Source organism: Thiocapsa bogorovii, from assembly GCF_021228795.1.
Taxonomy (GTDB): Bacteria; Pseudomonadota; Gammaproteobacteria; order Chromatiales; family Chromatiaceae; genus Thiocapsa; species Thiocapsa bogorovii.
The window spans coordinates 2,159,822-2,172,659 of sequence record NZ_CP089309.1; the positions used below are offsets into that span (position 1 = coordinate 2,159,822).

Sequence of the window (12,838 nt, forward strand, 5' to 3'; positions counted from 1 at the left end):
GGCTAGGCGCGCGAGTGAAGGAAGAGTGGTCCTCTTTCAAGCTCGCGCAACAACGGCGCCGAACGCTTCTCGCCTCGCCCTTCGGGAGCCCCCCAAAGGCGCCGGGGCGGCGTTACAGCCCTTGGAAATAGGATCCACTATTCCCCGCGGCCTGTGCCTTGCCCCGGCGCTTTTGGGGGGCTCTGAGCATGCAAAATAGGGTGGAACGGGGTACTAGTACCTCGTTCCACCTTATTCTGCGTGCTCAGCGAGGCGAGAAGCGATCAACGCGGGCGCGCTCCCTGGATGCCCACCTGATCGACCCATCCACCGCGGCAGTCAGGGCTTCGCTTGGGCGCGGCAAGGATCAACTCGCCCAGCTCGGCGGTGTCGTCGACGACGCCCGCCAGACCGATTCTCAGCTCCTCGATCAGACCATCGGAACAGCTCAGGCGGACCCGCTCGCCAGCCCCCTTGCCGAAGGCGTCGTCGAACGCGGCGCGCACCCGTGTCGCACTCAGGCGCTTGCCGATGTTCTCCTCGAAGAGGACGCGGACGCCGGATGCGTTGAGCTGCTCGAGCAGCATAAGGGAATGATTGAAATAAGTGTCCGCATCCGTGCCGTAGCAGGTTCCGTGCTTGACCCACTGATGTCGCTGCAGATCGGAGCGGGTTCCCGGCATCAATGAGTCAAGCCGCGCGAGGGTCGCCTGGTCGAGATCGAGCGCCGGCAGGAGACGCCAGCGGCCCGATTTCGAGAATGTCCGCTCCCGTTCGCCGACACCGCAATAGGTCTTGCCGATGGGCTGAGGCCAGAGACCGTGGAGCGAGAAGCGCCGCGCGTCCGCACGTTCCGGCGTCTGGTCCCGGCATTCCGTGCGTGTCGCGCGCGACTCGCAGAAGGCGGGCTGCCAACTGGCCGCCAGCACGAGCTGGCTCTCCATCGAGCCCGGACGCGATGGCGGCGGGGGCGACTGCGCACCCGCCGCAGGCACGGAGAGGTCCACAAGACGACCGCATCGGATCTCGACCCAGCGCTCTTTCGGGTTCGCGTCCTCGAATCTGAGTCGATAGTGGCTCGGATCCGCCCGATTGGTTCCGACGACCACATAATCTTGGCCGGGGACGAGCCGGATCGAACCGGGGTTGTCCGGTCGCTTGGTGGAGACCGTCGCAGAGCAAGGTTGCTCGGCGATCAGAACGGCGTCCAGGCGCTCGGCGAAGGGCGCCGGCGACCACAGAAGCACGAAACAACCGAGGATTCCGCACAAGCGCGAGGGCTGCGGTGCCATTGGTTCCTGCCTCTTCACTCCTGCCGCCTGCCGTCAGCTTCAGGATGGATGCGCAACATCCTCCGAGACACCGGGTGGGTTCTCGGTGAAATCCAACGCCTCGACACTCACAAGGTGCACACGCCGGCTGTCTGCACGCATCACCGTGAAGCGGAACCGGCCGAGCTCGACCGACTCGCCTTTCTTGGGCAGGTGCCCCATGGCGTTCACGACAAGGCCGCCGATGGTGTCGAATTCCTCGTCCGAGAAGTCGCTGCCGAAATACGTGTTGAAGTCCTCGATGGTCGTGCGTGCCTTGGCGCTGAACTCGTTCTTGCCGCGTCGGAAGATCCCGGGCCCTTCGTCGTAGTCGTGCTCGTCGTCGATCTCGCCGACGATCTGCTCGAGCACGTCCTCGATGGTCACGAGCCCGCCGGCGCTGCCGTACTCGTCGATCACGATCGCCATATGGTTGCGGCTCGAACGAAACTCCTTGAGCAGGACATTCAGACGCTTGCTCTCGGGAACGAAGACCGCGGACCGCAACAGGTCGCGGATGTTGAAGGCGCGCCCGGAGTGGTCTCGGCAGAAAGAGAGCAGGTCCTTGGCGAGCAGAATGCCGACAACCTCTCCTTTGTCGTCGCCCGTGACGGGGAAACGGGAGTGCGCCGATTTGACGGCGATCTCGAGGATCTTTTCCAGCGGGTCGTCGCGCCTGAGATAGACCATCTCGGCACGTGGAATCATGATGTCGCGTACACGCAGATCGGAGACCTGCAACACGCCTTCGATCATACTCAAGGCGTCGGTATCGAGCAGCTCACGCTCCTTCGCATCTTTGAGCACCTCCAGGAGCTGCTCCTTGTCTTGCGGCTCGCCCCCGAGCATCTGGCCGATCCGTTCGAACCAGTTACGTGAACGCGAGCCCTCGCTAGATCGATCGCTGGCCATCGTGTGCTGTTTGATCCTCGTAAGGTGAAGGGAATCCCAAGGCGCCGAGGATACCGGATTCCACGGCTTCCATCTCCTCGGCATCACTCTGGGTAAGATGATCGTAATCAAGCAGATGCAGGACGCCGTGCACCACCATGTGGGCCCAGTGGGCCTGCTCGCTCTTGCACTGTTCGCGTGCTTCGCGCTGCACCACATCGGCGCAAATCACCAGATCGCCGAGTAGATCGGCGATCGGGTCCTCCGGATCGAGCCCGAGATCCAGATCGGACGGCAAGTCGAACGGAAAAGAAAGGACGTTGGTCGGTCCTTCGCGCCCGCGATAGCCGCGATTCAGGGCAGCCCCCTCCTCGGCATCCACGAGACGAATGGTCAGGGCCGCACGCTCGCGTCGGCCAGCCAAGGCGGCGGCCGCCCAGCGCTCGAAGTCCGCCGAAGGCGGGAGGTCCGATGCCTCGCTGGCAATCTGGAGATCCAGATCCAGGGTCGCGGGCCGATCGCCGCTCATGCCTTCGGCGCCCGCCCTCGCAGTGGCACCGGCTGCTCGAAGGCATCGTAGGCATTGACGATGCGCTGAACCAGGGCATGGCGCACCACGTCGCGAGAGTTGAAGAAGGTAAAGCTGATGCCATCGACGTCCTTGAGGATCTCGACCGCTTGGCGCAGGCCCGAGGGTTGGCCGCGCGGCAGATCGACCTGGGTCACGTCACCCGTGATCACAGCGGTCGAGCCAAAGCCGATACGCGTCAAAAACATCTTCATCTGCTCGGGCGTCGTGTTTTGGGCCTCGTCTAGCCCGGATGTTTCATAAACCGACACAGCCGACACTGGCCTCGCGGATTTGCGCGGCGCTGGGCGTCACCGAGGGCGATGACCGGGACGCCGCGGGGGTTGAATGGTGGAAATACCGAGCGGCAACGGGCTTGATCAACGGGGCACGAGTAGTTTTGTCGCCGCGCAGGCGTACGATGCCCTGCCCGAGGTGGGCATAGTCGTCGTGCGCGTGCTGAAATCCCCGTGCGGGGATGTATGTGCGTCTAGGCGGGCGCCGCCCGGGGCTGCGCGTTGAAGAGCCTCTCGGTGACCTGCTGCAACAGCGTCTTGACCGGACAGCTCGAGGGCAGGTGCAGGCGCACGCGGTCTTTGTACTGCACCACGCGCACGGCGAGCTTGAACAGTTTGATGATCACGGTGGCAGGCTGGGCGTTGGCCAGTTCCGTGCCGACGAGGACCTCGGTGCGCAGCGTTTGGTGCAAGACGTAAGCGGCGCAGGAGAAGAACAAGCGCATCTGATTGGCCAAGAAGGTGCTGTCGGAAGTGCGATCGCTGGCCAGATCGTTCTTGATCATTTTGATGAAGTTCTCGTCCTGGCCGCGCGCGCAGTACAGATCGCGGTAGACGCACTCGGGACTGGGCAAGTCCAAGGAGGTGACGACGAAGCGGAGGTTGTCGCCGCGCGCCGTCACCTCGGCTTTGAGGATGGTCCGACACGCGCCGGGCCAGGAACCGGCACGGTAGTCAACCTCGTGGTAGGTGCGGGTCCGCTCGGGTACGTCGGCGTCGGCGCGCCGGGCGTTCTCGATGCGCAGCGCATGGAGCTTGCGGGCGTCGGCCAAGAACGGCTCGGCCCGTGGCGTGAGAGCCCGGTTACCCGCCAGGCCGAAGATGAAATCCGTCAACGGATCGGCCATCGCCAAGGCCATCAACTCGGGGTTGGAGAAGTGTCCGTCGCCGCGCAGGATGATGCGTGTGCGTGGCCACGCGGCCCGCAGCCGCTTGAGCACGCGCTTGAGGATCATCGCGTTCTCGGCGCCGGTGGGGCGCTTGCCGGGACGCAGCACCGCGGTGATGAACTTCCCCGAGAGGCCCTCGAAGAGAAACAGCGGCAAGTAGCAATGGTTGCCGTAGTGATGATTGTAGAACGCGAACTCCTGCTGGCCATGGGTGGCGTCTTCGGAGTGGTCCATATCGAGCACGATCACCTGCGGCGCCTTCGGGTAGCTGGCGATGAAGGCCTCGACGAAGGCCTGCGCCATGCGGTAGAGGTCGCGCGCGCCGACCCCATTCTCCAAACGCGAGAAGGTCGGCCCGCTGGCCAGGTCCGTCGTCGCATCCAGCGGCTTGCGCTCCAGCCCCAGCTTGAACAGCGCATCACGGCGCAGCGCATTGGCGTCGTTGCCGTCTTCGTAAGCACAGGCGATCTGGTAGACCCGTTGCGCGATCAGCTCACGCATCGGATGGGTGGTGTAGGACGGATGGCGCCAATCATCGATCGCTGCGCTCAACCGCTCGGTCAGGCCGATCTGCCGATCAACCCCGCGCAGAATCATGGGGCCAAAGTCAGACGACATGGCGCCGCCGTCGAAGTCGCCGCGGACCGTGAAACCGGCGACCGGGGGAAAACGCAGCTGTTCCGGGGTAGACTCGGGCATGGGCGACCTCGTTTAGCTTCTTCCGAAGCGTTCTTGGCGGAACAGCCATTTTATCAATGGGTTGAACGAGAGTCGCCCTTTTTTATGAAATATTCGGGCTAGGATGATAAAGGAGTCGTTGAGCGTTCGACCGCGCATGTAGGCCAGCGGGGCGACCTCGATGACGTTGCGCTCGAGGAGCTTGGTGACCTTCTCGAAGCCAAGCATCTCGAAGAGCGCATCGTAGAGCGGACGCAGATAGGGATCGATCTTCTGGGCCAGATCGCCGGGCAGGAATCCCAAGCGCTCGCCGGCCTCGACCGCCGGACGCACCAGCAAGAGTCGGCGCACGCGGTCGGAATCGAGTGCCTCGACCGCACAGGCCACCGCGAGATAGGTCTTGCCGGTGCCGGCCGGGCCGACGCCGAAGTTGATGTCGTGCTTCAGCATGGCGTGGAGATAGCTCTGCTGATTCGGTCCGCGTGCTCGGATCAGACCGCGCTTGGTCTTGATGACGACATCCGGCAGACGATCCTCGGCCGATTCCAGAAGCGCGTCGGCCCCGGACTCTTGAAGCCAGAGATGAATCGTCTCGGGCGTGAGCACCTCGGCGGCGGTCTCGGCATAGAGATCCTGCAGAAGCTGCTCCCCGAGGCGCACACCTTCGGGATCGCCGATCAGACGGAAATTGACACCGCGATTGCTGATCTCGATACCGAGTCGGCGCTCCAACTGGCGCAGATGCTGATCGAGCTGGCCGCAAAGGTTGGCGAGCCGAACGTTGTCGGCGGGCTCGAGCTCCAGATCCAGGGTTTGCGGTTGGATCGACACGCCGGCCGCCGCGCTCAAACGCCGACCCCGCACATCGCCGTGCGCGCCGGTGCGTCGGTCATCAAGCGACCGCGCAGCGAATTGGGCAGCGCTTCGGTGATCTCGATGTCGACAAAATTGCCGATCAGCTCGGGCGCGCCGGCAAAGTTGACGACGCGATTGTTCTCTGTCCGACCGGCGAGCCGGAACGGATCCTTGCGCGACGGACGCTCGACCAAGACGCGCTGGATGGTTCCGACCATTGCCTGGCTGTAGTGTCGGGCATTGTCGTTGATGCGCGCCTGAAGCCGTTCCAGACGTGCCTTCTTGTCGGCAAGCGGTACCGCGTCCGGATAGTCGGCCGCGGGCGTGCCGGGGCGGCGGCTGTAGATGAAGCTGAAGCTCTGATCGAAGCCGATCTCCTCGATCAGATCCATGGTCGCGGCAAAGTCGCTCTCGGTCTCGCCCGGAAAGCCCACGATGAAATCACTCGAGATTCCGATCCCGGGGCGTGCTTGGCGCAGGCGACGGATCTTGGATCGGTACTCCAGTGCCGTATGCCCCCGCTTCATGGCGGCGAGGATGCGATCCGAGCCGGATTGCACCGGCAGGTGCACGAAGCCGACGAGCTCCGGCACCTCGGCATAGACCTCGATCAAGCTCTCGGAAAACTCTACCGGATGGCTTGTGGTAAAGCGGATGCGGTCGATTCCGTCGATCGCGGCGACATAGCGGATCAGAAGGGCAAGATCCGCGACGTCACCCTCGCCGGCTTCGTCGGCCAATGCGCCACGATAAGCATTGACGTTTTGCCCGAGCAGAGTGACCTCGCGTACGCCCTGCTCGGCCAGAGCGGCGACCTCCGCGATCACGTCGTCGAAGGGCCGACTGATCTCCTCCCCGCGCGTGTAGGGCACGACGCAGTAGGTACAGTATTTCGAGCAGCCTTCCATCACGGACACGAAGGCGGCCGGCCCCTCGGCACGGGGTGTCGGCAGGCAATCGAATTTCTCGATCTCCGGAAAGGAGACATCCACCTGGGGCGAGTGTCGCTCCCCGAGGTTCTTGAGCATCTCGGGCAACCGATGCAGCGTCTGGGGGCCGAACACGAGGTCGACATAGGGTGCACGGGCGCGAATGGCATCGCCTTCCTGGCTCGCCACACAACCGCCCACGCCGATCACAAGGTCCGGATTCTCGAGTTTCAACGCCCGCCAACGCCCGAGCTGCGAGAAGACCTTCTCCTGCGCCTTCTCGCGGATCGAACAGGTGTTGAGCAGCAGGACGTCGGCGTCCTCCGCCCGTTCCGTCAGCTCCAGACCCGCCGACGCATGCAGGACGTCCGCCATGCGGGCGGAGTCGTAATCGTTCATTTGGCAGCCGTGAGTCTGGATAAAAAGCTTGCGGGGCATTGAAGGCATGAGAGCGAGGGGAGGCGCGATCGCGCAACTAAATAAGAGGGATGGGGTGAGGAGAGGCAATCCGCAACCCCCGGCCGCCGAGCGACCCGGCCGCGCAGAGCTGCATCGTCCGGATTCGGTACCCGGGTGTCAAGCGCGCCGATCGGTCCGCAGGCGCATGGTCGGCGCTGTCGAACTACAACCGGAGAATGCATCCCGGTTGACCTCGGTCAACTCCACCTCAAACTCTTCAACACAGCATCTAGTTGGCGCTATAGTCCGCACCACAAGATATAGTGGAAATGGACGAGAGACGCCTCCATGGGACAGCTCCGAAACAACCTGTCGACCCTGCCCGTACGGGTCCGCAAGCGCGACGGTGTCGAGGTGCGCTTCGATGCCGCCAAGATCGAGTCCGCGATTCGTCGCGCCGGACAGGCGAGCGGCGAGTTCGGTGCGCCGGAGGCGAGTCTATTGACCGCTCAGGTGGTCAAGGTGCTGGCCCATCGCTACGGAGCAGAGCGTTTGCCCGACATCGAGGGTATCCAGGATGTCGTCGAGCAGACCCTCATCAGCGCCAACCACTTCGAGACGGCCCGCAGCTACATCGTCTATCGCGAGCAGCACAAGAAGCTGCGCGACGAGCAGCGCACCTTGGTCGACGTCGGCGGCTCCATCAACGAGTATCTCGACCGCTCGGACTGGCGCGTCGCGGCCAATGCCAATCAGGGCTACTCGCTCGGCGGCTTGATCCTCAACACCTCGGGCAAGATGATCGCCAATTACTGGCTGAGCCATGTCTATCCGCCCGAGATCGGCCAGGCCCATCGAGACGGCGACATCCATATCCACGATCTCGACATGCTCTCCGGCTACTGCGCGGGCTGGTCGCTGCGTACCCTGCTCAACGAGGGGCTGAACGGGGTGCCTGGCAAGGTCGAGGCCGGTCCGCCCAAGCACATGTCCTCCGCAATCGGGCAGATCGTGAATTTCCTGGGCACACTTCAGAACGAGTGGGCCGGCGCACAGGCGTTCTCGAGCTTCGATACCTATATGGCAGCCTTCGTGCGCAGCGACGGGCTGGATTATCCGCACGTCAAGCAGGCCATCCAAGAACTCATCTACAACCTGAACGTGCCCTCGCGCTGGGGCTGCCAGACTCCCTTCACGAATCTGACCTTCGACTGGGTCTGCCCCGAGGATCTGCGCGAGCAGGTGCCGGTGATCGCTGGCGTGGAGCAGCCCTACACCTACGGTGATCTTCAGGCCGAGATGGACCTGATCAATCGGGCCTATATCGAGGTGATGACCGAGGGCGACGCCAAGGGCCGGATCTTCACCTTCCCGATCCCCACCTATAACATCACCCCGGATTTCCCGTGGGACAGCGAGAACGCAGAGCACCTGTTCGAGATGACGGCGAAGTACGGTCTTCCCTACTTCCAGAATTTTCTCAACTCGGAGCTTTCGCCGAACATGGTGCGCTCCATGTGCTGCCGGTTGCAGCTGGATCTGCGCGAGCTGCTCAAGCGCGGCAACGGGCTGTTCGGCTCGGCCGAGCAGACCGGCTCGCTCGGTGTCGTGACCATCAACTGTGCGCGGCTCGGATACACCCATCGAGGCGACGAGGCCGGGCTTCTGGCACGGCTCGACACACTCCTGAACCTCGCGCGCAACAGTCTCGAGATCAAACGCAAGGTCATCCAGCGGCACATGGATGCCGGACTCTTCCCCTATACCAAGCGGTATCTGGGCACGCTGCGCAACCATTTCTCGACCATCGGCGTGAACGGGATCAACGAGTTGATCCGCAACTTCACCAACGATGCCGAGGACATCACGACGGATCGGGGCCACGCCATGGCCTGCCGGATCCTGGATCACGTCCGCGCTCGGATGGTCGAGTTTCAGGAATCAACCGGCAGTATGTACAACCTGGAAGCCACACCCGCGGAGGGCACGACCTACCGCTTCGCCCGCGAAGACAAGAAGCGCTTTCCGGACATCCTACAGGCCGGCACGGCCGAGACGCCCTACTATACCAACAGCTCTCAGCTGCCGGTGGGCTACACGGACGACCCCTTCGAGGCGCTGTCCATGCAGGAGGCGCTGCAAACCAAATATACGGGCGGCACCGTGCTGCACCTGTATATGAACGAGCAGATCTCGACGACCGACGCCTGCAAGCGACTGGTCCGTCGGGCACTGGAAAACTTTCGTCAGCCCTACATCACGGTCACGCCTGTGTTCTCGATCTGCCCCAAACACGGTTACATCGCGGGCGAGCACGAATTCTGCCCGGTCTGCGACCGCGAACTCATCGCGCGCAAGACTGCGGCGCTTGAAGAGGCGGAGGCATAGGTCGATCACGGGCTCGCCGAACGCACGGCCGCTCGACAGGACAACGACCGCCGCACACGCCATCGACGCACAATCATCCGAAACGACATCAGGAGCGAAACCATGACCCACCAAACCATCGAGCTGAAGACCGAAGAACGCACCCGTTGCGAGGTCTGGACCCGCGTGATGGGCTATCACCGCCCGGTTTCGGCCTTCAATGCCGGCAAACGCGCCGAGCACGCCGAACGCTGCTACTTCACCGAGACACCCACCGGATCCGCAAATCGCGAAGAGCGCCGCGCCGCCTAGATCTTTGAGCCGAATCGAGCCGATCGAAGCGCAACGCCCATGTCACGACAAACGCCCTGCCCGAGCGACGTCGATGGGCCGACCGCTGCGGACTCGGCGGACGCAGAGCGCTTGCGGATCGGCGGCTTCGTCCCACTGACAACGATCGACTACCCGGGCGAGCTCGCCGCAGTCGTCTTCCTTCAAGGCTGTGCCTGGCGCTGTCGCTACTGCCAGAACGGCGCCTTGATCGACCCGGGCGCGACCCCGGTCATCGCCTGGCCGACGATCCGCGAGATCCTCAAGCGTCGCCGCGGTCTTCTCGATGCAGCGGTCTTCAGCGGCGGCGAGCCGACCCTCCAGTCCGCACTAGCCGCGGCCATGACCGAGGTCCGGGAGCTCGGATTCAAGGTCGGCCTGCACACCGCGGGGCCCGCGCCGAAACGTTTGGAACGGCTCTTACCGCTCCTGGATTGGGTGGCCCTCGACATCAAGGCGCTGCCTGAGGACTATCCCGCAATCACGGGTATCCCCCGATCCGGCGAGGCGGCGTGGGAGAGTCTATCGCTGATCCAGGCGTCCGGTGTTCCGCTGGAGGTCCGCACCACGACAATGCCGCAATGGACGGCACGCGATCTCGCGACGCTCGCAGCCCTCCTCGCGCAAAAGGGCGTGCGGCGATACGCGGTTCAGGCCTGCGAGACCCGAAACGCCTTGGATCCTCTTCTCACTCAGCCCGCAATTCCGCTCGCACAGCTCGCCGCCGCCATCGATCCGGCATCCTTCGAGGGATTCCTCCTGCGTGGCCACTGACGCATCGGGCGAGACCCGCGCGCCCGTAGACCTCAGGATCGGGGCGTTTCGCGTTGACGGGCCAGCATGGCCCCCAAGCCATTGGCGTCGATAGGGCGGCTGAACAGGTATCCCTGAGCAAGATCGCAGCCCTGCTCAAGCAAAAAGTCGCGCTGCTCGGGCCGTTCAACCCCCTCCGCGAGTACGCTGAGGTCAAGCGCCTGGGCCATCGCGATGATGGCGCGTGTCAGCTCTGTATCCTCCTGGTTGTCGGGTATGCCCGCGATGAAGCTCCGATCGATCTTCAGCACGTGGAACGGAAACCGCCGCAGATAACTCAAGGCCGAATAGCCGGTTCCGAAATCGTCGAGCGAGAGCCGAATTCCGCGGCGATCCAAGCCTGCCAGCAAGGCACCGATGGTGGGGCGGTCGCGCAGCAAGACCCCTTCGGTGATCTCCAGCTCCAAGAGTCCTGCATTCAAACCGGAACGTTGCAGTGCCAGCTCCACTTGCTCCGAAAAGGACTCCGGCGCTTGGAGCTGCAAAGACGAGACGTTTACGGCAACCCTGCAAGGCGCGATCGACTGCCATCGCGCTGCGGCCGCGCAGGCACGCTGGAGGACCCATCCGCCGATCTGCTGGATCAACCCCGCATCTTCGGCCACCGGAACGAGAAGATCCGGGGCAACGGTACCGAGCTCCTCGCTGGTCCAGCGCAGCAGCGCCTCGGCGGCAACGACGCGCCCGCTGCGCAGATCGATCAAGGGCTGGTACAGGAGTGCGAGCTCCCCGCGCTCTGCGGCGTGTCGAAGGAGATTCGCCATCGATAACCGCTCACGGATCTGAACATCGAGCCCCGTGACATAAAAGCTGTAGCGGGCCCGCCCACTGTCCTTGCCCTCCTTCATCGCCAAGTCCGCATTCTTGAGCAGATCCTCCGCGCTCTTCCCGTCGTGCGGACTCATGGCGACACCCAGGGTCACCGTCAAAAAAAGTTCTCGACCCTCGATCGAGAAGGGCGCTGCGAAGAGGTCGAGTAGCGCCTGCGCACGCTCGGCCGCATCGACGGGATCACGAAGATCGGGGTAGATGACGAGGAACTCGTCGGCTGCTAGACGCGCCAGGGTATCGCCCGCCGACACGAGCGAACTCACCCGTTCGGCCGTCTGTATCAGAACCTCGTCGCCGGCAGCATGGCCCAAACTGTCGTTGACCCGTTTGAAGTGATCCAGATCCAGATAGAAGACCAACACCCGATGCCCGTCGCGCGCGGCGATCATCAGGCTCTGCTCGAGTCGATCCATGGCCAAGGTGCGATTCGGAAGGCTCGTCAGGGAATCGTAGTTAGCCTGGTAGATCAAACGGCGCTCGTACTCCTTCCGCTTCTTGATCTCTCCGCGCAAGCGCTCGTTGTGCTCACTGAGCTTGCGCCGCTGGTCTCGCGCAACATCCATCCGAGTCTGCAACACCAGGTTCTGACGCTGCGCCCCCAGGAGCATCCAACCACCGACCAACAGGGCGACGGCCAAGACGACGAGCGCGAACAGGAACCAGCGCGATGTCAGCAGGCGCTCGTCGAGTGATGCCCCCGCGCGGTCGACCAGTAAGAAAGGTGTCCCGGATACCTCGACCGGCGCTCCGGCCGCACCCTCCATCGCGGTAAGCTCCTCCGCCGAGCGCAGCAGTCGGTAGCGGGCGAATCCGCTGCCTCCGGGATCGAACCCGACCAGTGCAGCCAAAGTGGTCCGCTCGTTGACCCAGGCGACCAAGGTCCCGCGCGCACGTCCCGCGATCAAGATCGGCGCTTCCACCAGGATGGCATCCGGGTGATCGGATACATCGACAACCAATCGGACCTGTGTCGGAGCGCCACGCTCCCGTAGCGCCCACCGCTCCGACGGCGGCGGATCGGCACCGGTGTCGACCAGGATTGACCCGTCGGCATCGAACAAGACGATTCGATCGAAAAACGGCCCTGAATCGACACGCTTCTCGCCGACGCGCTCGATCAGGAGCTCTCGGATCGAGACCAAGCTCGCTTGTAGCCCGTACTTCATGGACATGCCGAGGTCGCGATTCACGAAAAAAGACTGAACCGCCTGATCACGGCGCAGATTCGCCAGATCGCCGAGACGCTCGGCGTAGAAATAACTCAGTGCGTTGGCATGCAGCTGTGCATCCAGCGCATGCCGGGCCGCGGCGGAATGACTCAGACGCTCCTGGGCGACCCAAGTCGTGACGAGCAGAAGCGCAAGATAGACGACCAGCGCCACGCCGCCCGCAATGGTCGGAGCCAGCAACCAGCGTCGGCTGCGGCCCTTCTTGCCTTTTGGATCGGACATGATGGACGGCCCCAACGGATCGATCCTCCCCGAATTGAAACAAGGCTCGGGGACGACCTTGCCAAGCATCCCGAGACATGCCGGCCGGCGCCCGTCTCGATGCAGCGGCATGCCGATGAGTGTACTGCAACCTCGTGAAATGAGCGGATTCGGATGCGGAGCGATCACGAAACTGTGAGGGCGATCCCAAAATCGCCGAGATCGGTTTTCGGGGGTGCGGCCTCTCCCTCGATATTCACGTTGTATGGCGG

At 63.5% G+C, this 12,838-nt stretch carries 9 protein-coding genes and 2 pseudogenes; 3 read left to right on the top strand and 8 right to left on the bottom strand.

The window, feature by feature from the left end; genetic code table 11:
* Positions 1-263: 263 nt before the first annotated feature.
* The 7 genes and pseudogenes from LT988_RS09745 to miaB all read right to left on the bottom strand — a co-directional run bounded on the left by LT988_RS09745 (position 264) and on the right by miaB (position 6,834).
* Entirely contained in the window at positions 264-1,271 is a 1,008-nt protein-coding gene (locus LT988_RS09745) for a ribonuclease T2 family protein (protein ID WP_232409956.1), read from the bottom strand.
* A gap of 39 nt (positions 1,272-1,310) precedes the next feature.
* Positions 1,311-2,201: an HlyC/CorC family transporter gene (locus LT988_RS09750; protein WP_232409957.1), complete on the bottom strand. Its 891-nt coding sequence runs from the start codon at positions 2,199-2,201 to the stop codon at positions 1,311-1,313.
* Positions 2,182-2,709, bottom strand: coding sequence for an rRNA maturation RNase YbeY (ybeY, locus tag LT988_RS09755; protein ID WP_232409958.1), 528 nt, complete (start codon positions 2,707-2,709; stop codon positions 2,182-2,184). The genes LT988_RS09750 and ybeY overlap by 20 nt, the downstream gene beginning before the upstream one ends.
* Positions 2,706-2,996, bottom strand: a pseudogene (locus tag LT988_RS09760) (PhoH family protein); the annotation flags it as partial. The gene ybeY and the pseudogene LT988_RS09760, both read right to left, overlap by 4 nt.
* 242 nt (positions 2,997-3,238) lie before the next feature.
* Positions 3,239-4,633 carry an IS1380-like element ISTro1 family transposase gene (locus LT988_RS09765; RefSeq protein ID WP_232406659.1) on the bottom strand — a complete coding sequence of 465 codons (1,395 nt, stop codon included), beginning with the start codon at positions 4,631-4,633 and terminating at the stop codon, positions 3,239-3,241.
* A 99-nt stretch (positions 4,634-4,732) separates the two neighbouring features.
* Positions 4,733-5,443 (bottom strand): annotated as a pseudogene (locus LT988_RS09770) (PhoH family protein); the annotation flags it as partial.
* Positions 5,444-5,457: 14 nt separating this feature from the next.
* Positions 5,458-6,834, bottom strand: coding sequence for a tRNA (N6-isopentenyl adenosine(37)-C2)-methylthiotransferase MiaB (miaB, locus tag LT988_RS09775; RefSeq protein WP_232409959.1), 1,377 nt, complete (start codon positions 6,832-6,834; stop codon positions 5,458-5,460).
* Between the two features lie 309 nt (positions 6,835-7,143).
* On the opposite strand from miaB, the gene LT988_RS09780 reads away from it, so the two are divergent.
* The 3 genes from LT988_RS09780 to LT988_RS09790 all read left to right on the top strand — a co-directional run bounded on the left by LT988_RS09780 (position 7,144) and on the right by LT988_RS09790 (position 10,266).
* Positions 7,144-9,183, top strand: a complete 2,040-nt coding sequence (locus LT988_RS09780; protein WP_232409960.1) for a ribonucleoside triphosphate reductase — start codon at positions 7,144-7,146, stop codon at positions 9,181-9,183.
* 102 nt (positions 9,184-9,285) lie between these two features.
* The gene (nrdD, locus tag LT988_RS09785) at positions 9,286-9,474 is read left to right on the top strand and encodes an anaerobic ribonucleoside-triphosphate reductase (protein ID WP_232409961.1); all 189 of its coding nucleotides are present in this window, start codon (positions 9,286-9,288) and stop codon (positions 9,472-9,474) included.
* A 39-nt stretch (positions 9,475-9,513) separates the two neighbouring features.
* Positions 9,514-10,266 (top strand): anaerobic ribonucleoside-triphosphate reductase activating protein, encoded by a 753-nt coding sequence (locus LT988_RS09790; RefSeq protein ID WP_232409962.1) that lies wholly within the window; start codon positions 9,514-9,516, stop codon positions 10,264-10,266.
* 32 nt (positions 10,267-10,298) lie between these two features.
* On the opposite strand, the gene LT988_RS09795 is transcribed toward LT988_RS09790, so the two are convergent.
* A complete protein-coding gene (locus LT988_RS09795) occupies positions 10,299-12,587 on the bottom strand; it encodes a putative bifunctional diguanylate cyclase/phosphodiesterase (RefSeq protein ID WP_232409963.1) in 2,289 nt (762 codons plus the stop codon).
* Between the last annotated feature and the right edge of the window lie 251 nt (positions 12,588-12,838).